Source organism: Ruegeria sp. AD11(2025) (assembly GCF_056542405.1).
Map to the genome: position 1 here is coordinate 46,189 of NZ_JBQFZU010000018.1, position 25,625 is coordinate 71,813.

29 protein-coding genes are annotated in these 25,625 nt (G+C 54.7%); 11 read left to right on the plus strand and 18 right to left on the minus strand.

Annotation, left to right across the window (positions count from 1 at the left end):
• Positions 1 to 116: 116 nt before the first annotated feature.
• Complete coding sequence (locus ACR1XY_RS16655) at positions 117 to 1,316, minus strand: ROK family transcriptional regulator (protein WP_480594789.1); 1,200 nt, start codon at positions 1,314 to 1,316, stop codon at positions 117 to 119.
• Positions 1,317 to 1,546: 230 nt separating this feature from the next.
• Between ACR1XY_RS16655 and ACR1XY_RS16660 the strand changes: the two genes are divergently transcribed.
• The 4 genes from ACR1XY_RS16660 to ACR1XY_RS16675 all read left to right on the plus strand — a co-directional run bounded on the left by ACR1XY_RS16660 (position 1,547) and on the right by ACR1XY_RS16675 (position 5,158).
• Complete coding sequence (locus ACR1XY_RS16660; RefSeq protein WP_480594791.1) at positions 1,547 to 2,521, plus strand: substrate-binding domain-containing protein; 975 nt, start codon at positions 1,547 to 1,549, stop codon at positions 2,519 to 2,521.
• 116 nt (positions 2,522 to 2,637) lie between these two features.
• Positions 2,638 to 3,708: an ABC transporter permease gene (locus tag ACR1XY_RS16665; RefSeq protein ID WP_480594738.1), complete on the plus strand. Its 1,071-nt coding sequence runs from the start codon at positions 2,638 to 2,640 to the stop codon at positions 3,706 to 3,708.
• The gene (locus ACR1XY_RS16670; RefSeq protein WP_480594739.1) at positions 3,708 to 4,490 is read left to right on the plus strand and encodes an ATP-binding cassette domain-containing protein; all 783 of its coding nucleotides are present in this window, start codon (positions 3,708 to 3,710) and stop codon (positions 4,488 to 4,490) included. Before ACR1XY_RS16665 ends, ACR1XY_RS16670 begins: the two co-directional genes overlap by 1 nt.
• A gap of 122 nt (positions 4,491 to 4,612) precedes the next feature.
• Positions 4,613 to 5,158 carry a nucleoside/nucleotide kinase family protein gene (locus ACR1XY_RS16675; protein WP_480594740.1) on the plus strand — a complete coding sequence of 182 codons (546 nt, stop codon included), beginning with the start codon at positions 4,613 to 4,615 and terminating at the stop codon, positions 5,156 to 5,158.
• 267 nt (positions 5,159 to 5,425) lie between these two features.
• On the opposite strand, the gene ACR1XY_RS16680 is transcribed toward ACR1XY_RS16675, so the two are convergent.
• Both ACR1XY_RS16680 and ACR1XY_RS16685 read right to left on the minus strand, forming a co-directional pair.
• Positions 5,426 to 7,108, minus strand: a complete 1,683-nt coding sequence (locus ACR1XY_RS16680) for a tetratricopeptide repeat protein (protein ID WP_480594741.1) — start codon at positions 7,106 to 7,108, stop codon at positions 5,426 to 5,428.
• 265 nt (positions 7,109 to 7,373) lie between these two features.
• Entirely contained in the window at positions 7,374 to 8,393 is a 1,020-nt protein-coding gene (locus ACR1XY_RS16685; protein ID WP_480594742.1) for a homocysteine S-methyltransferase family protein, read from the minus strand.
• 144 nt (positions 8,394 to 8,537) lie between these two features.
• Here ACR1XY_RS16685 and ACR1XY_RS16690 point away from each other — a divergent pair, with 144 nt between their 5' ends.
• Positions 8,538 to 8,825, plus strand: a complete 288-nt coding sequence (locus tag ACR1XY_RS16690) for a GFA family protein (protein WP_480594743.1) — start codon at positions 8,538 to 8,540, stop codon at positions 8,823 to 8,825.
• The gene (locus ACR1XY_RS16695; protein WP_480594744.1) at positions 8,774 to 8,956 is read left to right on the plus strand and encodes a GFA family protein; all 183 of its coding nucleotides are present in this window, start codon (positions 8,774 to 8,776) and stop codon (positions 8,954 to 8,956) included. The genes ACR1XY_RS16690 and ACR1XY_RS16695 overlap by 52 nt, the downstream gene beginning before the upstream one ends.
• On the opposite strand, the gene ACR1XY_RS16700 is transcribed toward ACR1XY_RS16695, so the two are convergent.
• Positions 8,908 to 9,780, minus strand: a complete 873-nt coding sequence (locus ACR1XY_RS16700; RefSeq protein ID WP_480594745.1) for a class I SAM-dependent methyltransferase — start codon at positions 9,778 to 9,780, stop codon at positions 8,908 to 8,910. The two genes, ACR1XY_RS16695 and ACR1XY_RS16700, sit on opposite strands and share 49 nt — an antisense overlap.
• 173 nt (positions 9,781 to 9,953) lie before the next feature.
• Here ACR1XY_RS16700 and ACR1XY_RS16705 point away from each other — a divergent pair, with 173 nt between their 5' ends.
• Entirely contained in the window at positions 9,954 to 10,466 is a 513-nt protein-coding gene (locus ACR1XY_RS16705) for a DUF6653 family protein (RefSeq protein WP_480594746.1), read from the plus strand.
• A gap of 1,036 nt (positions 10,467 to 11,502) precedes the next feature.
• Here ACR1XY_RS16705 and ACR1XY_RS16710 read toward each other — a convergent pair.
• The 5 genes from ACR1XY_RS16710 to ACR1XY_RS16730 form a co-directional block, all read right to left on the minus strand.
• Positions 11,503 to 11,979 carry a DUF411 domain-containing protein gene (locus tag ACR1XY_RS16710; protein WP_480594747.1) on the minus strand — a complete coding sequence of 159 codons (477 nt, stop codon included), beginning with the start codon at positions 11,977 to 11,979 and terminating at the stop codon, positions 11,503 to 11,505.
• A 93-nt stretch (positions 11,980 to 12,072) separates the two neighbouring features.
• On the minus strand, positions 12,073 to 12,564 hold the full coding sequence (locus ACR1XY_RS16715) for a c-type cytochrome (RefSeq protein ID WP_480594748.1): 492 nt from the start codon (positions 12,562 to 12,564) through the stop codon (positions 12,073 to 12,075).
• A 4-nt stretch (positions 12,565 to 12,568) separates the two neighbouring features.
• Positions 12,569 to 13,468, minus strand: coding sequence for a c-type cytochrome (locus tag ACR1XY_RS16720; RefSeq protein WP_480594749.1), 900 nt, complete (start codon positions 13,466 to 13,468; stop codon positions 12,569 to 12,571).
• Positions 13,469 to 13,477: 9 nt separating this feature from the next.
• On the minus strand, positions 13,478 to 14,047 hold the full coding sequence (locus ACR1XY_RS16725; protein ID WP_480594750.1) for a c-type cytochrome: 570 nt from the start codon (positions 14,045 to 14,047) through the stop codon (positions 13,478 to 13,480).
• 55 nt (positions 14,048 to 14,102) lie between these two features.
• Positions 14,103 to 14,408 carry a hypothetical protein gene (locus ACR1XY_RS16730; protein ID WP_480594751.1) on the minus strand — a complete coding sequence of 102 codons (306 nt, stop codon included), beginning with the start codon at positions 14,406 to 14,408 and terminating at the stop codon, positions 14,103 to 14,105.
• A 141-nt stretch (positions 14,409 to 14,549) separates the two neighbouring features.
• On the opposite strand from ACR1XY_RS16730, the gene ACR1XY_RS16735 reads away from it, so the two are divergent.
• Positions 14,550 to 14,744, plus strand: a complete 195-nt coding sequence (locus tag ACR1XY_RS16735) for an RNA 2'-phosphotransferase (protein ID WP_480594752.1) — start codon at positions 14,550 to 14,552, stop codon at positions 14,742 to 14,744.
• Between the two features lie 552 nt (positions 14,745 to 15,296).
• On the opposite strand, the gene otnC is transcribed toward ACR1XY_RS16735, so the two are convergent.
• From otnC to ACR1XY_RS16770, 7 genes are read right to left on the minus strand one after another with little or no spacing between them, the layout of a single operon-like run.
• Complete coding sequence (gene otnC, locus ACR1XY_RS16740; RefSeq protein WP_480594753.1) at positions 15,297 to 15,938, minus strand: 3-oxo-tetronate 4-phosphate decarboxylase; 642 nt, start codon at positions 15,936 to 15,938, stop codon at positions 15,297 to 15,299.
• The gene (otnK, locus tag ACR1XY_RS16745) at positions 15,935 to 17,212 is read right to left on the minus strand and encodes a 3-oxo-tetronate kinase (RefSeq protein ID WP_480594754.1); all 1,278 of its coding nucleotides are present in this window, start codon (positions 17,210 to 17,212) and stop codon (positions 15,935 to 15,937) included. The genes otnC and otnK overlap by 4 nt, the downstream gene beginning before the upstream one ends.
• Positions 17,209 to 18,006 carry an N-acyl homoserine lactonase family protein gene (locus ACR1XY_RS16750; protein WP_480594755.1) on the minus strand — a complete coding sequence of 266 codons (798 nt, stop codon included), beginning with the start codon at positions 18,004 to 18,006 and terminating at the stop codon, positions 17,209 to 17,211. Before ACR1XY_RS16750 ends, otnK begins: the two co-directional genes overlap by 4 nt.
• Positions 18,003 to 18,290 carry a putative quinol monooxygenase gene (locus tag ACR1XY_RS16755; RefSeq protein WP_480594756.1) on the minus strand — a complete coding sequence of 96 codons (288 nt, stop codon included), beginning with the start codon at positions 18,288 to 18,290 and terminating at the stop codon, positions 18,003 to 18,005. The genes ACR1XY_RS16750 and ACR1XY_RS16755 overlap by 4 nt, the downstream gene beginning before the upstream one ends.
• The gene (locus ACR1XY_RS16760; protein ID WP_480594757.1) at positions 18,290 to 19,801 is read right to left on the minus strand and encodes a tripartite tricarboxylate transporter permease; all 1,512 of its coding nucleotides are present in this window, start codon (positions 19,799 to 19,801) and stop codon (positions 18,290 to 18,292) included. Before ACR1XY_RS16760 ends, ACR1XY_RS16755 begins: the two co-directional genes overlap by 1 nt.
• Before the next feature lie 4 nt (positions 19,802 to 19,805).
• Positions 19,806 to 20,555, minus strand: a complete 750-nt coding sequence (locus ACR1XY_RS16765) for a hypothetical protein (RefSeq protein WP_480594758.1) — start codon at positions 20,553 to 20,555, stop codon at positions 19,806 to 19,808.
• A 57-nt stretch (positions 20,556 to 20,612) separates the two neighbouring features.
• Positions 20,613 to 21,620 carry a Bug family tripartite tricarboxylate transporter substrate binding protein gene (locus tag ACR1XY_RS16770; protein ID WP_480594759.1) on the minus strand — a complete coding sequence of 336 codons (1,008 nt, stop codon included), beginning with the start codon at positions 21,618 to 21,620 and terminating at the stop codon, positions 20,613 to 20,615.
• 135 nt (positions 21,621 to 21,755) lie between these two features.
• On the opposite strand from ACR1XY_RS16770, the gene ACR1XY_RS16775 reads away from it, so the two are divergent.
• From ACR1XY_RS16775 to ACR1XY_RS16785, 3 genes are read left to right on the plus strand one after another with little or no spacing between them, the layout of a single operon-like run.
• Positions 21,756 to 22,844, plus strand: a complete 1,089-nt coding sequence (locus ACR1XY_RS16775) for an isocitrate/isopropylmalate dehydrogenase family protein (protein WP_480594760.1) — start codon at positions 21,756 to 21,758, stop codon at positions 22,842 to 22,844.
• On the plus strand, positions 22,841 to 23,872 hold the full coding sequence (locus ACR1XY_RS16780; RefSeq protein ID WP_480594761.1) for a Gfo/Idh/MocA family protein: 1,032 nt from the start codon (positions 22,841 to 22,843) through the stop codon (positions 23,870 to 23,872). The genes ACR1XY_RS16775 and ACR1XY_RS16780 overlap by 4 nt, the downstream gene beginning before the upstream one ends.
• Complete coding sequence (locus ACR1XY_RS16785) at positions 23,869 to 24,546, plus strand: GntR family transcriptional regulator (RefSeq protein WP_480594762.1); 678 nt, start codon at positions 23,869 to 23,871, stop codon at positions 24,544 to 24,546. Before ACR1XY_RS16780 ends, ACR1XY_RS16785 begins: the two co-directional genes overlap by 4 nt.
• 83 nt (positions 24,547 to 24,629) lie before the next feature.
• Here the strand turns inward: ACR1XY_RS16785 and ACR1XY_RS16790 are convergent, their stop codons facing one another.
• The gene (locus ACR1XY_RS16790; RefSeq protein ID WP_480594763.1) at positions 24,630 to 24,800 is read right to left on the minus strand and encodes a hypothetical protein; all 171 of its coding nucleotides are present in this window, start codon (positions 24,798 to 24,800) and stop codon (positions 24,630 to 24,632) included.
• Between the two features lie 264 nt (positions 24,801 to 25,064).
• Complete coding sequence (locus tag ACR1XY_RS16795; protein WP_480594764.1) at positions 25,065 to 25,619, minus strand: CIA30 family protein; 555 nt, start codon at positions 25,617 to 25,619, stop codon at positions 25,065 to 25,067.
• Positions 25,620 to 25,625: the final 6 nt, after the last annotated feature.

The following is a 25,625-nucleotide window of genomic DNA, read 5'->3' on the forward strand; positions in this document are numbered from 1 at the left end:
CAAGCCCTCCGCTACTCTATTCGGTGCTGCACCAAAGCGGCCACTCGAAGGCCACCACCTTTTGCAGGCGCCGCGGTTTCTTCCAGATTAGGAGATTTGACGGCGACGAACTTCGGCTACATCCCAGAAAGTCCCGCGTTGGTGTTCAGTAGAAACTGACGAAAAATCGGGCTGCTTGCCGCCCCGATGCCACGGGCGTTTTCGCCAACCGCTGCGGCCTCCACGACCGGTGGAATCAAACCGCGTTTGTCTTGGTTGGTTAAGTAACGGCGAACCCTTGATACCAGTTCTTCCCGAACTTCCGGTGGGAACGCGCCATCGATGAAAATGGCCTCAAAGTCGATGACAGCACAAATTGAAAGAGCGGCCTTGGCCAATTCCTGTGCCGTGGTGCCAATCCATGGTTCGACATAGCGAGAAATGCTGCTCCAATCCTGCGGCTTCTTCCACAGAATCCCCGGATCGACGCCCGCTTCGATCAACCGGTCCTCGAGCAAAAACAGTGATGCCGTATCGATCAGTTGCTGGCTTTCACCCAAAGGACCTGTCGTGCGCATGGCACCCAAGGCACCGGCATTGCCTTGGTTGCCTTCAAACACGGTTCCGTTCAACGCAACACCGCCGCCGATCATTGAGCCAATGAAGAAGTAGAAGTAGTCGCGATATTCTGCCCCACGCCCATAGAGATGCTCTGCGTGACAGGCGGCCGTCGCGTCGTTAACCACAAAAACAGGCAAGTCGCTGAATTTGGCGACCTCGGAGAAAAAGTTCACGTTTTTCCAGGACCGGAATTTTTTTGCCGCAAGCCCAGACAGGTCATGCCATTTCCAAAGCTCGAATGGGGTTCCGATTCCGATCCCGCAAACGCGGTCGCGAAGCCTCTGGGGCTCGTGGGACAGAAGCGTTTCCAAACCAGATTCCAAAAACCCGAAGATGATCTCGGGTAGCGGATAATCATAGGTCGTGGAAAGTTGGCGGCGCGGCGTGCCCGTAAAGTCGATCAAAAGCAGATCAGCGCTGCGCCGCCCGATCTTCATCCCAACCGACAAGATGCCTTCCGGGTTTAGCTCCATAGGGATCGAAGGCTTTCCCACCTTCCCGCGCAGTGGGATTCCACGCTTGAGAATCGCATCCTTTTCAAGCTTGCGCAGAATGATCGACACAGTCTGAGGAGACAGGCCCGTTAATCGCGCGACGTCGGCGCCTGCGGCGGGCCCATGCCGTTGTAAAACTGTCAAAATCAGACGTTCGTTGTGATCGCGAACCCCGCTTTGACTTACCCCACCGGTCAGTGTTTTGAGCGCTTCTCTCTCCATAACCTTAAACATAAACACCTTGTTTTCTTATGAAAAGATACAGGAGTAAATTAATAAATAAACTTTATTTATTTATTGACAGAGAGACTAGAATCACGGTTTCTTGAATAAGACCTTCATTGGAGGATGAGGGCGGGTCTCGCGGGAATGCCATGCGGGGCAACACATTTTTCTGGGAGGACAACATGAAAAGTCTATTCAAGATTGCGGCATCTGCGACCGTACTTACTATGGCGGCTGCATCTGCTCACGCGGCCGGGGAAACTGTTTGCCTGATCACGAAAACAGATACCAATCCATTCTTTGTAAAGATGAAGGAAGGCGCCACGGGCAAGGCTGAAGAGCTTGGCATGACCCTAAAGGCCTTTGCAGGCAAAGTTGACGGCGACCACGAAACCCAGGTTCAGGCTATTGAAACTTGCATTCTCGACGGTGCAAAGGGAATTCTCCTGACGGCCTCCGACACAAGTTCGATTGTCCCCGCTGTTCAGCAGGCGCGCGACGCTGGCATCCTGGTTATTGCATTGGACACACCGTTGAGCCCGATTGACTCTGCGGATGCAACCTTTGCGACAGACAACTACAAGGCTGGTTTGTTGATCGGACAATGGGCAAAAGCAAAAATGGGCGATGCGGCAGCGGACGCCAAGATCGCGACACTGGATCTGAACGTTAGCCAACCAACGGTAGACGTATTGCGCAATCAGGGCTTCCTCGATGGCTTTGGTGTGGACCTGGCAGACCCCAATGTCATTGGCGATGAATCGGATGCGCGACTGGTCGGCAGCGACGTGACCGACGGCAACGAAGAAGGCGGTCGCCGCGCCATGGAGAACCTTCTGGCCAAGGACGCAACGATCAACGTTGTTCACACGATCAACGAACCGGCAGCGGCAGGTGCCTACGAGGCTCTGAAGTCCATTGGACGTGAAAACGATGTTCTGATCGTTTCGGTCGACGGCGGTTGCCCCGGCGTACAAAATGTGCAGGCCGGAGTTATTGGCGCCACAAGCCAGCAATATCCGCTGTTGATGGCTTCGCTTGGGGTCGAGGCTGTCAAAAAGTGGGCCGATGAAGGAGTGAAGCCTGAAAACACGCCCGGTAAAGACTTCTACGATACCGGTGTCGCGCTCATCACGGACCAACCTGTTGATGGCGTAGAATCAATCTCGGTCGCCGAAGGCTTGGATCTCTGCTGGGGCTGACGCAGACCTAATGGATGAGGCGCATGAGAGCGCCTCATCAATCCTTTCACCAGCAAACCGAAACTTCCTGTACACTGATCTCGTGGGCGCAAAGCCATGCACGAAAAGGGGGAGATATGTCTGAATCAAACCAAAGCGCCCAGGGATTTGAATCCGCCGCCAGCAAAACAGAATCAGTAGCCGAGTTCGAAGATCATCGGCGTGGCGTATTGGGGAAGTTGCAACATCTTCTCCATGTTAACCCGTCCTTTGTGCCGTTAATTGTCCTGGTCGGGGCGATATTGATTTTCGGCCTGCTATTGGGCTCGAAGTTCTTCTCGCCTTTTGCAATGACCCTGATCCTTCAGCAGGTTCAGATCGTCGGCATCGTGGCCGCAGCACAGAGCCTTGTTATTCTGACAGCAGGCATTGACCTGAGCGTCGGTGCGATCATGGTGTTTTCTTCTGTCATCATGGGGCAATTCACGTTCCGCTACGGCATTCCGGTACCTATCGCCGTCATGTGCGGTCTTGCGATTGGAACCCTGATCGGAGCACTCAACGGCTGGCTTGTCAGCCGTGTCAAACTCCCGCCTTTCATCGTCACGCTAGGAATGTGGCAGATCGTTCTGGCCACCAACTTTCTGTATTCCGCAAATGAGACCATCCGGAGTCAGGATATTGAGGCGAACGCTCCTTTCCTTCAGTTCTTCGGAACCAAGTTCAGCATCGGTGGGGCGACCTTTACGATTGGCGTCATTTTCATGCTCGCCCTGATTTTTGTGTTGGCCTATGCGCTTAAACACACAGCCTGGGGCCGACATGTCTATGCGGTCGGCGATGATCCCGAGGCCGCCGAGCTATCCGGTGTCAACGTTCATCGAACCCTCATGTCCGTCTACATGTTATCCGGCTTGATCTGTGCCTTCGCCGGCTGGGCTTTGATCGGCCGCATCGGATCTGTTTCGCCAACGTCCGGCCAATTGGCCAACATCGAGAGCATCACCGCTGTTGTGATCGGAGGCATCTCTCTGTTCGGCGGAAGGGGCTCTATTCTGGGGTCGCTGTTCGGTGCGTTGATCGTTGGCGTATTCACACTTGGGCTGAGGTTGCTTGGCGCGGACGCTCAGTGGACCTTCCTGCTCATCGGACTTCTCATCATCGCAGCGGTCGCGGTCGACCAGTGGATCAGAAAGGTATCGGGCTAATGTCAGACACAACTCCAGTCGTCCAGGGGCGCGGGATCGTGAAGCGTTATGGCCACGTCACCGCCATCGATCATTCCGACTTTGAACTGCGCCAAGGAGAAATCCTTGCAGTTATCGGGGACAACGGCGCAGGTAAGTCCTCTATCGTCAAAGCGATCTGCGGTGCCACAATCCCGGATGAGGGCGAGATCCTCATTGAAGGCAAAAAGGTCAACTTCACCTCTCCGATCGACGCCCGGAATATGGGGATCGAGATTGTCTATCAGCAGCTTGCCATGTCCCCGGCCCTGTCCATTGCCGACAACATGTTCATGGGGCGCGAGATCCGCAAACAGGGCTTCATGGGCAAATTCATGCGTCAGCTCGACCGACCCGCGATGGAGAAATTCGCTCGTGAAAAATTGACCGAACTTGGACTGATGACCGTACAATCCATCAATCAGGCAGTTGAAACTCTGTCCGGTGGTCAGCGCCAGGGCGTAGCGGTTGCACGCGCTGCGGCCTTTGCAACCAAGTTCATCATCATGGACGAGCCGACGGCTGCATTGGGGGTCAAAGAGAGTCGCAAAGTTCTCGAACTCATTCAGGATGTGCGCGCACGTGGCATTCCGATCATTCTCATCAGCCACAACATGCCGCATGTCTTCGAAGTCGCCGATCGCATCCATGTACATCGGCTAGGCAAAAGGCTCTGCACGATCGATCCCAAGGACTACACGATGTCCGACGCCGTGGCTTTCATGACCGGTGCCAAAGAGCCCCCGAAAGAGGACGCCGCGTGATCGAGCAGGATGTTAAGCGCGTTTGCGATCTGATCTCCTCCCGGAGGCAGGATGGGGTCCGCGCGATTGTCGCAATCGCTGGCCCCCCTGCATCCGGAAAGTCGACCCTTGCAGAAACCGTTGTGCAATCGCTGAACGGACAACAGAGTTCCGCGGTTCCGTTGGCCACGCTGGTTCCTATGGACGGCTATCATCTGGACAATCGCATACTTGAAGCGCGTGGTTTGCTAGCACGAAAAGGCGCACCGGAAACCTTCGACGGATACGGGTTTTGTAATGCAATCAGAGGGCTGAAGTCTGCGCGACATGTGTCTTTTCACCCCAAATTCGACCGCCAGATGGATCTGGCCATTGCCAACGCGATTGCTGTTCACCCAGAAACTCCGATTGTCGTCGTTGAGGGAAACTACCTTCTGATGGATAGCGCCCCGTGGAGTACACTGGCAGATGTCTATACCGCAACGGTTTTCGTCAGCCAAACTTTGGAAGAGCTCGAGAACAGGCTACAACACCGCTGGATCAGGCACGGACTTGACCCAAAGACCGCACTGCAACGCGCGAAAACGAACGATCTCCCCAATGCTAAACGTGTCATCAGAGATAGCGGGAAAGCCGATCTGACACTGAACCAGAATTGCACCGAATTCGGAATGCGCTACGCGTTCTGACCCCGCGTAATAGATTTAGAACTTTCCGCTGATTGTCAGAGCCATTGAACGGGTTCAAGTGCAATCAAAATCCCTCTATGCACGATGCGGAAAACTAATGAGGTTCTTCACGGGCATTGCAGAAGCAAACAACATCAATGATCTGTTATGTAAGCTGATTTCCCTGCATCGAAAAAACCAGCGGGCCGCCGTGAACAGGTCTGTGGAGTTGGACGCATGGTTGGTGGCAATGCATAACAAACCGATCATCCATAACTCAATCGCCTTTCACAGGCCTGCCCGCGTCAAGGCGGAGCGAATGCGATTACGACGGTCTTCGTGGTTAAGCCCCAACGATTTGGCAAAGACTTCAGTAGAGAATTTGCTATCTCTTGCCTTAATTTCATTGGCGATGCTTCGTGCTGCCTCCATCGCCTCGCTTTCAACGTGGCAAACAACGAGGAGCGGTCTGCCTGGATAAAAGTCAGGTTGTTTTTGGACGATGTATTCGGCTTCTGCGCGCGCATGTTGAACATCCCCACTGAAGAAGTAGCTCAAAATTTTGATGGACGAAAACCAACCAGGGTAATTCTTGATCTCAGCAGTGCTTTTGAGGATTTCTTCTAACGCTTCCTCATGTTGCCCTGCCATTAGCAATGCGTAAGCCAATGTCGCTCGGGTTGCAGCGTTTCCAGGCTCTCGCATGAACCCCTGCCGAGCTGCTTCAATTGCGCCCTCATGATCGCCACGAGCGATCCGAATGGCGCGTAAAAGGGAATTGGGTCGGCTATCTGTCTCATCCGTCGCATTTCGCGCGGCTTCAAAGTCTTCTTCTGCCGCGCGAAGTAATTCCTGCGCCTCTTCCGGAGAAGACCACAACGCCTTTCGAGCACGGCAATAGGATCGGGCAATTCGTGGTGTCGGAAACTCGGGATCGTGCTTGAATGCTTCATTCCAAATTTCAATACACTGATCCATGGCATCCGGCGAATACCTTTGGAAAATGTTGAAAGCCTGAGCGCTCAATCGCCAAGCTTCGAAGTTGTTTGTACCGAGTTGCCACCTGTTGGTATAGCTCCCCGCCCCCAATTTGGTATGGACGCTGATAACAATGGTCTGTGCCAGTTCATCCTGCAGGTCGAAATAGTCCTCTGCTTTTCTGTCAAATCTCTGCGCCCAAACCTGAACTCCAGAAAATTGGTCCACGAGTTTCGCTTGAATCCGCAAGCGTTCTGCCAGAGTTCGAACACTTCCGCTCAACCGGTATCTTGGTAGTTCCACCGCTTTGGTCTCATCGACAACAACGAGTTGCTCGACAGTCCCTATTGCAACTGCGATATCTTCTACGAGACCCGCTGCAAATCCGTTTATTGCATCGTCGTTTGGCGGCGAACTGAACGGGGCAATGGAAATCGTCGGTTTGATCTCCCCTCGACGTTCGCCTTCTGAATTGTTCAGCGAGGAACGCCATCTGTAGACACGAACGGGTTTCTTTATGTTTTTGACCTCGTAAGGTCCGCTGTCTACGAATTCGTGTGCCCATTTTGCACCCAACCCCTGGAATGCGAAACCGGAGATGCACAACCCATCCGGGTCAGCAAGTGCTTCTAGGCGTGATGCGACATTCACTCCGTCGCCGAAAATATCTCCTTCTTCGGCGATAATATCACCAAGATTTATGCCAACCCGCAACCGGATGCGGCGGTCTTCCGGCTGATCTTGTTCTCGGGATTTGTTATTTTCGAGTATGTCAGTTGCGGCTTGGACGGCATTTACTACAGAAGGGAATTCGGCAAGTACACCATCACCCATGTACTTCACCACTCGTCCGTCTTGCGACGAGATCTCCGGCTCTATCACCTCCCTTTGCAGTCGACGGATTCTCTGTAGAGTACCTTCTTCGTCCTCGCTCATAAGCCTGGTCGAGGCGATCACGTCAGCCGATAAAATCGCAGCCAGTTGGCGCTTCAAAACGGTTCTCCTTGGTGGTGCAAGCCAATTCCGGTGCATGCTCAAACGTCAGGACCATCGACCTATCTTTATCATCGGCGACCTGTAAATTCACGGATAGTCTGGCGCGCACGCAGCCTTCAGCTTTTATTCAAACCCACCTCGCCCCGCTCTTAACTTGATTCACGAGTCGAAGCCCAATTCGGGCAATGGTGGAAAATCAAGGAAGAGCTGATCAGGGCCAAGTACAGCGTAAGCAGATTGAGTGTAACTATCAGAGATAATATCACCCAACGACCTCGAGCGTCATTTGTTTCAGGTGTCGCATATCCGTACCGCAGCAACCACCAAACACCCGAATAGACGGGTTTTCCCGCACGACATCCGCAATTTCTTTGCCAAGTTGTACGGGGTCTCCTGCATCCAAGTCCTCGGCCTCATCAAGTTCTGCGTGTGAACAACTTGATGCATTGGCAACAACGCCTTTGAGTCTTGGGTGCGCGTTGAGCGCGTCAGCGAAGTGAGTGGGGTGTGCACAATTCACCATGTAGAACAGAGCCGCGCCGTCTGTTTCTGCCTCGATCTGGTTTACCGCATCAATGAGCTTTGTCCCATCAGCCAAACAGCCATCGGTTTCGACCACCAAAGACATAATGATCGGCAACCCAATGTCTCTTGCAGCCAGAACACAACCAGCGGCCTCGCTTGGGCGGTTGAACGTGTAGGCAGTCACCAGATCAACACTGGTTTCCTTTAGAACAGCAAGTTGCACACCGTGGTACTTACGCGCCTGTTCAACCATCATGGACGGGATGTCAGCATAAGGGTCGTATCTTGGCCCAACGCAGGCGGAAACCAATACGTCGTTTCGACCGGCGTCTTTGCGCACCTCTTCCATCAGTGCGACGCCATCCCTGTTTACCTCACGAAGGCGTTCAGCATCGTAACCCAAAGGAGCAGCACGGTCGGCATTTGCCATCCAGGTCGGTGCGTCAAGTATGCAGCCTACACCCATTTCGCCAGCCAATTGAACGAGCGCACGCATTTGCCCGGCCAAAACTGCCCGGGTGTCAGGCTTCTCCAGCAAAGGAAACGATGCAAATCCCGGGAGCTCGATACCGTGGTTAAAGATGAGGTCCGTACCTGTACCTGCATAAACAAGGAAGTTCTTGTCACTCTCGTGTGGGAGTTTCCGCGCCATTTTGCACCCCTCATACACCGTTGTTGCGCCGCATTCACAGTAACAGCGATCAGTTCTTCTGCAAAACCGGGGCGTTTTGCTTATCCATTCGGACGCTTCGCCCATCCGCAGGATTATCTACGCCCATTTAGGCGCGGATCGCCGGAGTATCGGATCAAGCGTGGCTATAACGTTCTGACCCACAGCCTGTTCTCCTGAACTCGGAACAGCAAGCTGAAGCTAACACAATGAGCGGACCGTTTTTCCTTTTTGAGTGGAGGAGAGGACAAGAGTGATAATGTTGAAGGTGGATGCACATGCGGGTTGGTGCGGTATTCTGGGGTTCACTCTGACGCTGCGATGTTTCAGTGCCACTGCCGAGATTGCCAACGACTCACCAGCTCGGGGCATTCAGAGAGGGTGCCACTTGGGGCCAAGTCACTCTCAATTGGTGACGCACTCAAGACATTTGAAATGACAGGAGGATCAGGGCGGTCGCCTTTAGCGTGTTCTGCCAAAACTGTGGATCACCGTTGCCCCGCAGAAGCGAACAGATGAGTGGCTGCATCTACGTCCATGCGGCATCAATGGACGATCCCTCTACGTATCTTCCGGTGACATCGATTCACCACGAAGCTGCTCAGCCATGGTACGAAGCAGTGACTACAACCGAGGGAGCAGGCACATGATAACCTCTCATTTCTTTGATTGCTTCCGACTGAACACGCATTGCCAAATCCGCTCGTATTGCATCGCGTCGTTCTTTCGGCTGACGCCTGAGAAGCGATGCCGCACGCACTGCACCACCGTCAAAAACATCAAAAAGCAACTGAGGATCTGAAACGCACAATTCACTTGCAACATCGATTAGCCGCACATTGCCAAAACCGGCACCTTCGACCATTGGTTTGGCAATTTTTCTATCCACGAGCATGTGTGCATCCGGCCCTGCGGGCAGAGAAATAGAAGAATCGGCCAGGCGCTCAACCGCGTCAAACAGCCAGCCAAACGCGCCATCTGACCCTTTGCCCTGCCATATCGAGAATGCAATCCTACCCCCCGGTTTCAGAACTCGGGCCACTTCCCTGAGGCCGCGTGCTGGGTCAGGAAAATGTGGGACGCCGAACCCTATTGTGACTGCATCAAAGACATCATCTGGAAAATTCATTGCCATCGCGTCACCCTGAACGAACCGCGCGGTTGGAACCGCTGATTGGGCAAGTTCAATCATCGGTCCAGAGAAATCCAAGCCGGTCACATCTGAGCCCCGGGCGACAAGCTCTGCTGCCACGACACCGTGTCCGGTGCACAGGTCAAGTACTTTGCAATTTGGCCCCGCAGCGACTTCGTCCGCAAGCTTTCTGGCAACCAGACGTGTCGCCGTTTCAAAGCCGGTGGCATACCCTTTGGCTATGGACGGATCCGCCCATCCGTGGCGTTCCATCTTCTCAAAGTCCGCTGTATCAGCCACTTCACCCCCCAAAGCCCCAAAATGTGACAAGAATACACTCAAGCGAAGATCGGACCAGATTTGTTTTACTCAGCCCTGTCAGGTTCGACCCAGGTATTCGCCATGCTATCAACGAAGGCCTGATCTGCACCAAGGAACGAGACTTGAAAGCGGTTGTGATCGATATTGGATCCATCCAATGTCGGTTATTAACTTGCAGATTCTGGAGTGACCCGATGGACATAGCCCGCTTCTCCGAACGCCTTATGGGTATGAAAGACGAGGTTTGGTTGCGGCATACAAACCCTTGGTCAGTCTGGACCCGCGTACTGACACCGTTGCCCCTTATCGCGTTGGCGATCTGGAGTCGGGCGTGGATTGGCGGTTGGGTGTGGGTTGCCGTCGGGGTGGTTTTGGCTTGGGTCTGGATCAACCCGCGTGCGTTCTCACAGCCCAGGACCTTCGAAAGCTGGTCGGCACAAGGTGTACTGGGCGAGCGTGTCTGGCTGCGGCATCGAGACAAGGTTGCAGCTCATCATTTACAAGTAGCAAAAGCACTCGCCTATGTCAGCGGGTTGGGTCTTCTGCCGTTTGCGTACGGTCTTTGGGTGTTCGACTTGGGCTTTACATGCCTCGGTATAGCTGTGATCTCAGGGGGCAAGATGTGGTTTGTTGACCGAATGGCGTGGATCTGGAGCGACTTTCTGCTTGATGGTGGGTCGTTGGAAGACCTAGTGGCTGGGACCTAGCTGAGCAATCTGGCTGGTTCAAAGTCCCCTGCGGAAGCGTTAGCTTTCCGGCGCAATCGGGACCAGAGACAATCGTTTCTTGCGGAAGGCAAACGCTGGCATATCGACAAATCTGCGAAACACTTTTCGGAAACATTGAGAATTCTCACCGGTTTCCGCCCAAAGAAACTCGCAATCTGTTTTCATTCGCGAAAGCCCAAGTGAGCAATTGAAAACCGTTTTGCGAGACTCGCAAATGAACCCCTATCCTTTGTTTCACACCCGAAAGGTTAGGCGTAAAAAGATAATTCTATAATATTTTTAAGACATTTGTGGAGTGATCTCAGCCCCAATTCTTATGATCGACGCTTGACAAAAAACGGAGCGGTCTCTTCAGTTTGGTCAGCGAAGATCAAATGGTTTACAGCACTGGCGATTGAAGCAGCGGATTTAGCGAGAATTGCGGCGTAGCGAAGAAGACAGTGTTCCAATAACGCGATGTTCCGTTTGATGGAGGTATCGGGATCGCTTAGGGCATTCTCGTCTCTGTTTGTACGGAGTGCGATGCCAAGTTTGCAATTCCAGAGCAATCGTCTGGTGACCTGCAATACGAGAGAGATGCTGCGCAAGTCCGATATCATCTACGATGAATAGAAACGTTGTCCCGGATGCCATCCAACGGGTCAGGGAGTTGGCCGTCTAATTCGGGTTAAGCCGGGCATCCCCCACAAAGGCAACGATATCGGTTTCCAACAGGAAATCTGTCTACAGCATGCGGATGGCGCGAATGCCCTTTGAGTTGTGCCGCTGCACGCCCTTTCAATTCAAAGCTTTTCAAAGCTTCATGAACCCTTCTGCACTTGCCGCGCTCGCCTGGGTGCAATCAACGCCTGCAATAGGTCTTCCAGCCGTGCTTTGATCTTGCCATCGCCAAGGTCGCCGCGTTGATAAACCGGGCGCAGGCGGTGAAGACACCTCACGTGTCCTGCCCGAGATGACGCAAAAAAGGGCGGGTCAGGAGACCCGCCCTTGTTACCCATCAAACGGGTGCCGCGGTTCAGGCCGCCGCGTAGTGGTTGAACACTTCTGTGGTGCCATCCTTGCGGATCAGGAAGACCGAATAGGCCTCCCGTTCACTCTCCGGTCCCATGCCGGGTGAGCCAAAGGGCATACCGGGAACGGACAGCCCCACCGCATCGGGGCGCTCGGCCAGAAGACGCCGGATATCGATTGGCGGCACATGGCCTTCGATGACGTAGCCCTCGACCAGTCCGGTGTGGCAGGAGGCCATCTCCTCCGGAACACCTTTGCTGGCTTTATACCGCGACAATGTCTCCCAGGAGGCGTTCTGCACCTCTATCTCGAATCCGTCGCGTTGCATGATGTCGATCCAGGCACCGCAACACCCGCAGTTCGGGTCCTTGAGGACCTCTACCCGCAGTTTGGCGGTTGCCAGAGCCGGCGAGGCCAGAGCGATGCTGGAGGCACCGAGGCCAGCCAGGAAGAGGCGGCGGTCGAGTGTCGGGGTGGTCATGTCATTTCCTTTCCGTTTTCGCGCTCGCGGTACGACGACACGTTTTGTAATCGAGGCCGCAGGCAAGTGTCATGATTTGTGTCAAGCGGGCGGTCATAAGCCGCCCTGCATCTGTTCGCTTTCGGAGCGCACCGCCTGCATGTCGCGGATGCGCTCGGGCCAGGTAGATTTGATATAGGCCAGGATGTCCCAGATCTGCTGGTCGCTCAGGCTGTCGCCGAACCCCGGCATGCCGCTGGCAAAGCCGGGCACGCCACGGGCTTTGAGTGCCACTTCCCCACCCTGTTTGGTGTAGTCAAACAGCAGCGCATCCCCATGGTGCCATGTATGGCCGGTCTCGTCATGCGGCGGCGCAGGCATTGTCCCATCCTCATTTGGGGCACGCCAGTTGGGCTGCCCTTCCAGATCGGCACCATGGCAGGACGCACAGAACTCGGCATATAGCACCGCACCTTCCTCAAGATCGGTCGTTTTCGGTTGCACTGGCGGTCCCGCCTCCGTGCCTGATGGAGCGAGCCAGGCGACCGCAGCACCGATGACGACAATCCCGGCTAAAGCAAATGCAAGGATTATTCCGGTTTTCATTGCCTCATCCCCCTTCATGTTCGTCCATCAGATAGGTCGCGATGGCTGTCCGGTCGGCCTCGGTCAGGAAACTTGTGCCGTAAAGCACGACCTCGCCCATGGACCCGCCAAAGGCGTCCCCTTCAGGTGTAATGCCCGTACGCAGGGCATAGGCAAGGCTGGCCACATCCCATCCCTTGTCAGCCAATGTCAGGTGATCGATGGCTGGTGCTTTCTCACCACCTGGCAACGCATTGCTGCCCTTGAAGTACTCCGTTTCCGACTTGCGCGCGCCAACGATGTTGCGCGCCGTATGGCAGGCCGCGCAATGGCTGGCCCCTTCGGCCAGCTCGCGGCCCCGGTTCCATGTCTCCACCTTGCCCGTTATCGGCTCTGTCCTTGGAGGCTCCAGAAAAGCGGCGCGCCAGAGTTTCAACCCCCAGCGCTGGTTGAACGGAAAGTTCATTTCGGGCGGGCGCGAGGGTTCGGCGACCGGTGGCACGCTTTGGAATGCCGCCCAGAGATCGGCAACCTCTTGATCCGAGAAGTTGGCATAGAAAGGATAGGGAAAGGCCGGGTAATAGGCGTGCCCTTCGGGAGAGACCCCTTCGCGGACAGCGCGGGCGAACTGTGCCTGGCTCCAACCACCGATCCCGTGGTCAGGATCGGTGGTCAGGTTCGGCGAAAACAGCGTCCCAAACGGTGTATCCAACGCCATGCCACCCGCCAGTGGCGCTCCGCCTTTCGCATAATCGGTGTGACACGCGATGCAGCCAGAGGCGCGGGCCAGATAGGCACCGCGGTCGGCATCCCCCTCCACGGTGATGAGCGCGAGAGGCTGGCCGATCGGCCAGACCATCAGGCCGGCAAGGCTGACCGCGGCGATAACAGCGCCCGTCAGCCCCAGACGAAAGAACTTGCGCATCGTCCCGGCCTATTTCTCGACCCGAAAGCGGGTATGGCAGGCCGTGCAGACCTGTCCCATCATGGTGAAAACCCCGTCGGCCGGCATCTGTGACAGGTCCATCATATCGGAGCCTGCACCAGTGCCCATCATGCCACCCGCCATCATGCTGCCGCCCATCATATCACCTGCAGCAGACGTTTCACCGGCCATCATCAACCCGTTTTCGGAAGCGTCCGCCAATCCATCCGCCATCACGCGCAGCTGATCAGCTAGGGCCGAAAACGCGTCCCAGTCCTGCCAGATCTCTGGCTTCGCTTCGGATGGCGCATCAAGGCTGGCTTCGGGGAACAATCTGGTCATCGCCTCGCCCGCATGGCGACTGATATCCCCAGACCGTGCGCGCACAACGGATGCATCGTAATCGACCTGCCCCCGCATCATCGGCGTTAGCATTTTCATCGCCTCTTTCATCACACCCATGCCATCCATGCGTTCTTTGACAACGCCGGTAGCTCCGCCATGCGCAAACACCGATTGGCTTGACACAGCCAGAACGGACGCAATCAACGCGCCCAGCAACAGTTTTTCAGTTTTCATCGGATTTCCCTGTCTGAGTTATCTCATCACGCCAAAGGGCGTGCGCAGATACGGATCAGATCAGGGCTTTGGGTGGGGGCGGATCAAAATTCGAAACAACCGGGATGCCCTTGGTCGCGCGCGGCAGCCCATACCGTTCGCTGCATCCCAACAGATTCGCGTAAAGATTTGACAGTTGGACGATCGCAGGGCCGCTGCAGAACGCCCCACCGTGACAATGGCCCTGGTTGTCCTTTGCAGCATGTTCAGCGTGCGTTTGAACCTCTAGAGAAACCACGGAAAGCTCATGTTTTCCATGGGCCTCAGCGACGCCACTGGACATAAGCAGGGCGGCAACGAGCACGCCGACCGCGACGAGCATCAGCCTGGTCCATCTGCGCCTGTCCAAAAGCACCGCTCAGCTCATCCCGTTGTCTAGTTTCAATTCTCTTACCAAGGCGATGATGTTCTCAACGTCCGCGCGGGTCAAGTCTTCGACCAGCGATAACTTGCCGAACCGCCGATGAAACGCGTTCACGCGCTTCTATCCCCTTGCGTTGATCCCGAGACCGCTGAAAAGGTAGGGCAACGCCACGGGAAACCGACCGTCCTTCGAATAGAAACTGGCAGTATGCATCGGGACGGTTATGCGTTCTATCGAGCGGACAATGCGGTTTGGTTGACGGATTTCGTCCCTGTGCAATACCTCGGTTTGTAATCCGCTCGTATAGTTGCAAAGCGGACGAGCACCTGAACTCAGCGGGCTTATTGAATGAAATTGGCGATGGAAGGCAACGGTCGTGAGCAAACCATCTTTGAAACAGTGGTTCGGACGTTTAGGTCCAGCCAGGGAAACCGACCGGATGCCATCGGGCTTGCCCATTAGTTTGCGCTGCTCGAAATTCGCGCCCAAGTGATGGTAGTTTCGGCGTGAATCCGTCAACTTTGAAGAATTATCGCTCATTTAGAAGTGTATTTTGATTGATATAATTCAAGCTTCATCTGAATAAGGCAACACATCTGGTAGGTCGTGGTAGATCCCCTTCAACTCAGTTCGACGAGGCTCGCCATTTCTGCCGGTCGACGCAATTGCAAAGTCGCAGGCATACCGAACTCACGCAATGCAACGGGTGTGTGGGGTTGTAGCGCATGCACTTATGATCACCATTAATTTAGGTTGAACAAAACACAGTCCGAAGGAGCCCCCTATTTGCACATAACTTTGCGCGGTTTGCCCGAAAGTTTGCGCACGTACCATTTCGGTGTCGGTCTAAATCCTTCCGAAAACTTCCTTGAGTTCTGTGACTTGTTCTGCATCCAGTATCCGGGTTGGCATACCTCGCAGCGCCACGAGCAACTTGGCCGTTTCTTCTAACTCTTCTGCTGCACAGACCGCTGAGAAAAGGTCTTTTCCTGATACGACGGGTCCGTGGTTGGCCAGCAGAACCGCACTATATTTGCCACCCAGTTTGCGGATCAAATCACCGGATTGCGGGTCACCAGGCTTTATGTACGGAACCAGTTTGACCGTGCCGACGCGCATGACCACGTATGGTGTCAGCGGTGGAATACAGTCATTGGGATCGGTGTCTTCCAGACACGACAGAGCAGTGGCCCAGGTCGAATGTAGATGCACCACGGCGCCAGCCTCTGGTCTTGTCTCATAGAAGGCTTGGTGCAGAAAGACTTCCTTGGTTGGCTTGTCCCCAGAGACGTGGTTGCCATTAGTATCAATCTTGGCAATACGCTCAGGGTCGATATCTCCTAAAGTCGAATTGGTGGGTGTCATAAGGATTCCGTCGTGCAGACGTACGGATACATTGCCCGCAGTGCCGACAGAAAAGCCACGCGCAAACAGCGAGGCGCACAGTTCCGACATCTGCTGTCGCAGCGCCAGTTCTTCAGAAATCACTTGCCTGCCTCCATCAATCTGAGGGCTTTCGCGAAAAAGTCCGCAGCGCCAAAGTTTCCAGACTTTAGTGCCATCGCAATGGGTTGAGTTTTTCCAACGCTCAGGACTGGCACCCCCGGATCAATCTCCGGTCCAATCGACATGGCAGGGAAACCCATTGTCTCAGACACGGCCTGGGATACTGCGCCGGAAGTCTCCCCTCCGGCCACGACAAGGCGCTTGTACCCCGTTTGGACAAGCTCCCGTGCTGTATCAGCAAAGAGATTGTCCAGCTTTTTCGCCACGGCTTCCTGACCGAAGTGATTTTGGATCGCACGTACATCTTCCGGGCTTCCTGATGAATATGCGAGAGGCGCTCGGCCCGAATGCTTTTCAAAGAATTTCAGCAGCGTTTGCATGGTCACTTCCCCGGACATTACACCCGAAACATCAATGGCCAACGTCGGATGAGACGTCGCGTGAGTTTCGATCTGCCTGCGGGTCGCACCTGAACAAGACCCAGCAAGGATCGCTGCGGGTCCAATAATACCAGTGAATGCGCTACCGGCTCTTTTGGACGAAGCCTTTCCGAGAATATTTCTGGGTAGCCCCAGCGCAATCCCCGACCCGCCAGTAACGAGCTTGGCGTCATACAGAGCCTCACCCCAAGCCAGCAAATCCTCATCCGAAATCGCATCACCGATCACAAATCGTTCGTCGGCCTTCTGCAAAGCAGCAGCAATCGCCTCTGGTCCTTGCTTCACGATATTAACTGGCACCAACCCGACCGCTTCGTCGGTCTGATGCTGTAACCAGCGCCTGATGTTCGCATCGGTCATTGGAGTAAGAGGGTGATTTTCCATCCCAGACTCGTGCAACAGCTTGCCAAGCACAAAAAGATGACCCTGATAGACGGTGCGCCCCGTTGTCGGAAAGGCCGGGCAGAAAACCACCTTTTGCGCACCCAGTTCGTCCGCCAACGCTTTCGCAACTGGGCCGATGTTTCCGTCCATCGTGGAATCGAAGGTCGAGCAATACTTGAAGATGAACTGCTGGCATCCTTGATCCGCGAGCCACCGCAAAGCGCTCAGACTGTCTGCAATGGCTTCCTCAACCGATGCAGTGCGGCTTTTGAGTGAGATCACACCCGCTTCGATCTCCTCATCGGCCGGGGTAGTAGGAATACCCGGAAATTGAGCCGTTCGTAATCCACCCTCCGGTTCCACGCCCCTCGCCAAGGTGTTCGCAATATCACTCGCACCAGTAAAGTCGTCTGCAATGACACCTATTTTCATATTTCGATCTCCCTCAAGGGCCCTGGATCCAAGCGGTGGATATGAGGCGCGGCACCGACCGGGAAAATCTCACGCACAAGTGGATCATGGCCGGGCACGATCAGGCGAGGAGCCGAGGCCAACTTCTCGAGTGTCTTGAAGCCATCCATCATGTCCTGCAAATCGACAACGATGGGAAAGGCTTTGCGCGCCATGAAATTCTCATAGTAATGCGAGGCGTCCGAGGCGAGAACCATCCACCCGGCTGCCGTTCTTACGCGAACGCATTGCAACCCGCGCGAGTGCCCGCCGATGCAATGCACGGTCACCCCATCTGCAATCTCGGCCTCTCCATCGTAGAACACGACCTTACCTGAATAGAGGCGTTTTACGACCTCGCAAATATGGCCCGCAGTGAAAGGCGCGCGCAGGTGGTCGTGGCACATGCAGGGGCCGGTAGCGAAGGCCATTTCCGCCGATTGCATGTGCAACTTCGCGTTCGGGAACATATGCAGCCCGCCCGCGTGGTCATAGTGAAGATGGGTCACGATGATGTCTGTCACCGCTTCCGGTGTGATGTCCAATGGGCGCAGAGCCTCGCGCGGGTCCATCGCGATGGGGCGACCACGGGCGGCAGCCTCTTCGGTGTCGTAACCGGTATCGACCAGAATAACATCGTTACCGTGCTTGAGTACCCAAATGAAATAGTCCATCGCATGAGGCGCGTCGTGGTTGTCATCCAAGATGAAGCTGTCGCGCCGGGTTCGAGCGTTGCGATCCGCGTATTTTACGGCGTGGATTTCCCAATCGTTCATCTGATGACCTCGGAAAACTGGTGAATTACCTTGGCGGCGATCATATCAGCCACAGCCGCATCGAAGGACTTGAAATGCGGGCTTTCGAGGTGAGCTTCGAAGGCGGTAATGTCATCATAAACTTCATAGAGAAAAACGGACTCATTATCTTTGCCGAGGCACACGTCGAACTGCTGGCATCCGAGTTCTTCACGCAAAGAGGTTGAAGCGTTTTCGATCATCAGCGGCAAAAAGGTGTCCCGCGTTCCGGGCTTGAGAGTGAATGTTACAGTAACCACAAACATCAGACAGAAAGTCCTTTCAGGCGTGAGAATGCGCGCTTCGCAACGGGCAGTTGGCTGAGGATCAGACCGATGTTGAGCACCAGCAGAATGGCCGCACCGGGGCGTGAAAAGAAAACCGAAAGATCCCCATCCGACAGGAACAATGACCGGCGGAAGGTTTCATCAAACAGACTTCCCAATATAACCCCAATAACCAGCGGAGCGATTGGGTACTTCATGAGGTTCATGAAATAGGCAACGGCGCCAACGCCAAGCATCAGGTAAAGATCGTTGATGCCACCACCGACGCTGAAAGACCCGATTGTTGTCAGGACCATCACGACCGGCAGGAATATGGTCTGCGGGATGGCGAGTATTTTGATAAAGACCCGAGCGGTGAAAAGCCCCATCAGGAACATCGTCAGGGATGCCAGCACTAGGATTGCAACCACGCGCAGAATGATCTCTGGGTCTATCGTCGGGCCCGGGATCACATTGTTGATTTTGAAAGCCCCCATCAAAGCGGCGGCAGGCGGCGAACCGGGAATGCCCAACACCAAAAGCGGGATCAGCGCGCCTCCAATGCAAGCGTTATTTGCGGTCTCTGAGCAAAGCAGACCTTCCAATGACCCTTTTCCAAACTTGTCGCCGTCGGCAGATACGGTCTTCCCGACACCGTAGCTGACCCAACCAGCGACATCTTCGCCGACGCCCGGAAGCGCCCCTACCCCGGTCCCGATCACCCCAGACCGGCCAATGGTCGGTAGATAGCGTCGAATAGAGCGAAGGTTCGGAAGAATACGGCCATTCAATGCCAGAACTTTCCCGGCCTCAACGTACCTCAATCCATCGATGATTTGGGGGATGGCAAAGGCCCCCATCAAAACTGGCACGACCTGAAATCCGCTCATCAGGTAAGGCCAGCCGAAGGTATAGCGCGGCTCAGACAACAGAGGGTCGAGCCCCACCATGGACATCGCAAGCCCGATCAGACCGGCGATCCATCCCTTAATCACCAGGTCTTCGCTCATCAAAGTGCCAGAAAGCAGAATGCCGAAAAGGGCAAGCAGCGCTTTCTCCGGGCTTGCGATGTTCTTTGAAACCAACAGCAGCGCCCAGACAAAAATCAAAAGCGTGATGGTCCCGATAACTGTGCCAATGAAACTGGCCGTTGTGGTCAGCCCAAGTGCTTCGCCCCCTCGACCCGCTTTGGCCAACGGGTAGCCATCCATGGCCGTTGCAGCGCTGGCTGCCGTACCCGGAATGTTCAGCAGGATTGACGGGTAAGAGCCACCGTAAATCGCGCCCACATAGGCCCCGAGCAAGGCGATGAGCGAATAGTCCAGCGGGATCTTGTTGCCGAAAAACCCCGTCAGGATCGTCACCGCCAGCGTTGCCGTAAGGCCGGGCAATGCGCCGAACGTGATGCCCAGGAATACGGATGCAATCAAATACAGATAGGTCAGCGGGTCCACTGCCAGATCAACGAACGCCGTCCCAAACCCAGCCAGTTGCGAAAGGATAAAGTCCATCCGGTCAATCTTTCCATAGCGGACGAAGCGTCACGTAGTAGTGGTATTCGATTTGTTTGAATATCAGCCCGCCACGCGAGGGAACGTTTTGCCGAAAGACAAACGCCATCGCGCAAACAAGAATGAGCGGGGCCAATATCGCGACTAGTGGCACGAACCGCAAAACGCGTTCGGAAGCCGCTTTGGTCAGCACCAAGAGTGTCAACGCGACCCAAACGGCCAATGTAAACCAATCATCACCGTGTGCATTCCAATCCGCCTGAGCAGGAAACACGGCGAACGCAAACAAACCGGCAACGACAACTGCGATACAGGCCACCAAAGCACGCCGCGCGTAACCTCCGTAGTAGCCGTAAGTCAAAGCTGTAATCAGCAACCCAGAACACAAAATGAAGTCCACCCTGGGAACCAGCCCGACGACATATGCAAGAAGGATCAGGCCTATTGTTGAAGCCCGATAGGCTTCCGACTTGTCCCATCCGATCCCCAAAGCAGTGAGCGCGTTTTGGGCCCCACCAGAGCGGATCGAAATAGCCAGCAAAACGAAGGACAGGACAAGCAGTCCACCGAAGATGAACAACGGTACAATTGCAGCCGAGTTGTACCAGTCCGACCCGCTTACACCTGCGCGGTTTTCACCCCAAAGGGGGATGTCCGACGTCTTCCAAAGGAAAAAGACGGACACCGCTATTAGAACAACCGAAGCCCAGAAGTCGCGTGTCCGCATGACCAGAGTTTCGTCAGGTTTGTCCATTGCCTGCCTCCTGTGGGAAAGGGCGCGACCAAGGGCGCCCTTTCAATACTGATCGGATTAGGGCTTCTCGATACCCAGCGAGGCCGGATCGACGGTCGCGGCGCCCAGATCTTGCAAGGTATAGGCAAAGGTAGCCTCAAGGTTCGCAAACAACTCCTGAGCTTCTTCGCCGTGTTGACCACCGACATCGTAATTGTTGGCCGCAGCCCATTCAGCGACAGTGTCAGATGCTATCGCCTGTTCGAACGCTTCGCCGAGGGCTGCCTTCACGTCATCTCCGGCCGAACTGTGAACGGCAAATCCGATGGCCTGTTTGAGCGGCAGGTACTGGTCGAGTCCGTCATAAATGCCAAAGGCAGATGGAACTGTAGCTCCGGCAATCTGCGCATCTTCGGGTGTCAACATCGCAAGAGGCTTCAACTGACCGCCTTCGATCAATGGGGCTTGCTCAGCCAAAGAGGTCACAACCAACGCGACCTCGCCTGCTATCGCCGCTTCCTGCCCTGGCGCTGAACCCTTGTATGGAACAAACTTGAATTCTGCGCCGGACCCCTTCTCGATGGCGAGAAGGTTCAAGTGGTGGATCGAACCCGCGCCGGAAGCCGCAGCTGGAATAGTGCCAGGGGCAGCCTTGGCGGCGTCGACCAGTTCTTCCATCGTGTTATAGGGGCTGTCGGCAGGAACCGAAATCAAGTCAGGTGATCCGCCAACAATAAACGGGTACCAAAAGTCGAATGTCTTATCCCAACCACCCTGTACCGCAGCGGTAACGTTCGACTCCGACAAACCAACCAATGTGTAGCCATCGTCCGGTTGGTTCATCACGTAAACCATTCCATTGGAGCCCGCGACTCCACCTGTTTGATTGATTACGTTGATCGAGACCGGAAGGTGTTTTTCCATCTCGGCCATGATCATCCGGTTGATCGTGTCCGTGCCACCACCGGCCCCCCAAACCACAGCTGTGGTGATATCCCGATAGGGGTAATCCTGTGCAGCAGCAGCCCCTGCAATCCCGGTTGCCATCACAGCTGCGGCCGCCAACCGCCCTAGCTTCAGTTTCATTTCCAGTCCTCCCAAAACTACTTCGCGTTTATTATTGCATTTATTTGCGTATACATTACACAATGCATTGTCAACGGAGTGTAACGAAAACAGCTATCGCGCTATGAATGCGAAACGGGAAGGAAGCGGGCTAAGATGAAAAAGAATTACAATGTGGCAGTGTTTCACGGGGACGGAATCGGCCCTGAAATCATGGCCCCTACGCTTGAAATTCTGCGCCAGCTTTCAGGCAACAATCCCAGCTACGAGCTAGCGTTTACGGACGCGCCGGCAGGCGCCTCTCACTACGCAGAAACCGGAGAATCGTTTCCAGCGGGATCACTTGAAACGGCACGTAAGGCTGACGCGATACTGCTGTCGGCAATGGGTTTACCGGATGTGCGCTACCCTGACGGAACCGAAATTTCACCACAGATTGACCTGCGAAAGCGGCTTGGCCTATTTGCTGGCGTACGCCCGGTAAAAGTAAACAAGGGGCAATCGACTCCTTTGTCGCTCCCCAACGGAAAAGAGATCGACTTCGTCTTGATCCGCGAAAGCACAGAAGGGCTGTTCTTCACTCAAGGCGCAGGGGAAGTCACCGAGCACGAAGCACGTGAGACTCTGCTTATCACTCGTGAGGTGTCCGAAAAGCTGTTCCGCTTCGCATTTGAACTCGCCCGAAACCGCAAGGCAACCGGCCGTGGCCAGGGACGGGTCACCTGTGTCGACAAGGCCAATGTATTCAGAGCATTTGCATTCTTCAGATCGATGTTTGACGCTGAGGCCAGCCGCCACCACGATTTGCAGGCAGATCATGCCTATGTGGACGCTACCGCTCTATGGATGGTGCAAAAGCCCTGGGAGTTTGATGTCTTGGTGACCGAGAACATGTTCGGAGACATCCTCTCCGACCTTGGCGCAGGTCTCATGGGCGGTCTTGGGTTGGCTCCTTCAGCGGATATAGGATTGAACCACGCTGTGTTCCAACCCTGCCACGGCTCCGCTCCGGACATTGCTGGACAAGGTATTGCCAACCCCTTTGCTATGATCCTGTCCGCGGCAATGATGCTTGAGTGGTTAGGTTTGACCCATAATCACCCAGAACTGTCCTGCGACGGTGCACGATTGCGCGAAGCCGTGGAAAGAGTGACGACAAACGGCCACAACCTGACGCGGGACTTAGGTGGCACCGCAGGAACGCAGGCCGCAGCCTCATCAGTAATGGAAGCATTGCAGGCATGAATACTCAACAAGCCATCAGGGTCGCGTGTGTGGGCGCAGGTTATTTCAGCAAGTTCCACTACGACAGCTGGTCTCGAATGCCCGGCACTGTCCCGGTTGCATCCTGTAACCGGGACATCAGAAAGGCGAAAGAAACAGGGCTGGCCGCTTACGATGATCTGTCAATAATGCTGGAGGCGGAAAAACCGGATCTCGTGGACATCATCCTTCCACCTGTAGCGCAGGCCGATGCCATCCGAACGGCACTGCGCTCTGGAATAAAATGGTTGATCTGCCAAAAGCCATTCTGCTTGTCTTTGGATGAAGCTGAAAAGATCGCCTCCGAGGCTGAAGCGATAGGTACAACTATCGTTGTGCACGAGAATTTTCGCTTTCAGCCCTGGTATCGCTCAATCAAAGAGGCGATGATTGAGGGTCGAATTGGAACGCCCCTCCAAGCTACTTTCCGACTTCGGCCCGGCGACGGACAGGGGCCACGCGCCTATCTTGACCGGCAGCCGTACTTTCAGGAAATGCCGCGGTTCCTTGTTCATGAAACAGCGGTTCACTGGATAGACACGTTCCGATTTTTGTTCGATGCGCCCAGCGCGGTTTACGCAGACTTGCGCCAAGTTAATCCCGTTATCGCGGGCGAGGATGCAGGTTACATATTGTTTGACCATCCCAACGGTCTGAGGGCTCTGTTTGATGGAAACAGGTGCCTGGACCACAGTGCCGAAAACCTGCGTCAAACCATGGGCGAAGCTCTCATCGAAGGAACGGAAGGATCACTGGTTCTTAACGGCGACGGTTCAGTAGAACTCCGCGCTTTTGGAAAACAGGATCGACAACAAATTCTACCTCCGAGCGATCATGATGGATTTGGCGGAGATTGCGTCCACGCCTTGCAAAGTCACGTTGTTTCAGGCCTTCTACGGGGCACGCCGCTGGAAAACACGGCCCGAGATTATTTGGACGTGATCCGCATCGAAGAGAAAATCTATCATTCGGCTGCGGAGGGACGAAAGGTAAAGCTGGAGACACCGTGAAGGATCAGGACACCAAAACTCTTTCCAATACACAGCGCGCCGTAAGGGATTTGCGGCGGATGATTCTGTCCGGCGAGCTTGCAGCCGGGACTGACCATCTGGAGTCGGAACTCGCCGAAACTCTGGGTATGTCCCGCACCCCGATACGGGAAGCTGCGCTGATGTTGGAGAGTAAAGGGTTGCTGGAAATGCGGCCCCGCAAAGGTGTGCGAATACTGCCTGTTTCATCGGACGATATGCGCGAAATTTACGACATATTGACGGAACTCGAGAGTCTCGCAGCACAGCGCGCCGCCGAAGCTGGTTATTCAGAAGATGAATTGGCGGTACTTGCTGGATCCATCGCAAAAATGGATCACGCCATCGAAACCGAAGACCTGGAAGCCTGGGCGGAGGCCGATGAGTTGTTTCATCAGGAGCTCGTTCGCTTGGGCGGCAACAAACGGGTCGAAGCGATTGTCGCCATGATGAGCGACCAGGTGCGGCGCGCGCGCGCAACGACGTTGTTCATCAGACCCCTACCCGTCAAATCCAATGAAGATCACCGCGTCGTTTTCCAAGCGATTAGTGAAGGTCGACCGGATATCGCCCGTGAACGTCATCGAGAGCACAGGCTGCAAGCCAAGGCCATGCTTTGCGGGATTCTCGAAAAGCATCGGCTTAACAGTCTCTGACCCTCTCGTGTCCGGTCTTCAACCGACTAGAATAACTGCTTGTTTTCGACCTTCTTGGCGTCCGGAATTTTCGTTGAAAACGCTCAAGCTTCAGCGATCATTGTACCCCAGCTGGAAAAGCCGCCATCTGTCTCACAGATGATCATCTCCATCCCGGTTACCGCATCGTTCCCAAAGTAACACTCCGCAAACACACCAGTGCCGATAAATGACAGAGTCAGGGCAACAAGGCCCAAAGCTGCAATCCTCTTCATGATACTCACTCCTTTAGATGAGCGTCATGTGGGAGTTGTTTTTGGCTGAAAGTACTTTGGTTTGATTAAGTTACGTTAATGGAAGACTGACAGAAGAGTTGTCTCTTCAGAAAGCAGCACGCTCTGAACGTTCGCTCAGAAAAGGCATTTTCAGAACCCAAAATGAAGAAACAGCGCCTCTGCGTTCAGGCATTGGCACATTTCGATCTCACACGGCGTCAAGCAGACCTATTTGAAGGTTGCAGCCCCTCGCTTGGTCGACCTTCAGTAAAAACCAATCTCGCTGACATCTACACGGGCTTCGTGATCGCGCCCGTAGGCTACAACTCCAACTGAGGTGATTTCGTCAGCAACGGGAATAGCGCGCAACATGGCACCTGAAGCCTTGAAGCCTGACAGAGGTAAATGGACTTCGGTCCATTCGTCAGACGTTGCGAACTCGGCCTGATAGTATTGCCACGGAAGCACCGTGCCACGCGTCCTGAGGTGAACAAAGTATTGTCCGCCGTTGCCCCGCACCAACAGCCTGACGCCCGATACACCTGCATCTGGCCGATCAGGCAACTTGCGTCGGAACTGGATGAAACCGCCGTTGTTTTCTGTACTGACGGTTCCGGTCAACCGCGCGAATGCAACATCACCTTCCGAACTAAACTGCACTTGCCCTGAAGAAACTCCTCCCATGACAGTGTCCGCAACGTAGTCCCAACGCGTCTCCGGAGATTTGGAGAAGTTCTCAGCAAGCTTTCCATCAGCCTGTGCCATTGTAGATCCGATAAAAACAACACCTGAAACAAGCCCAACGAAGTTTCCAAGCATATTGTT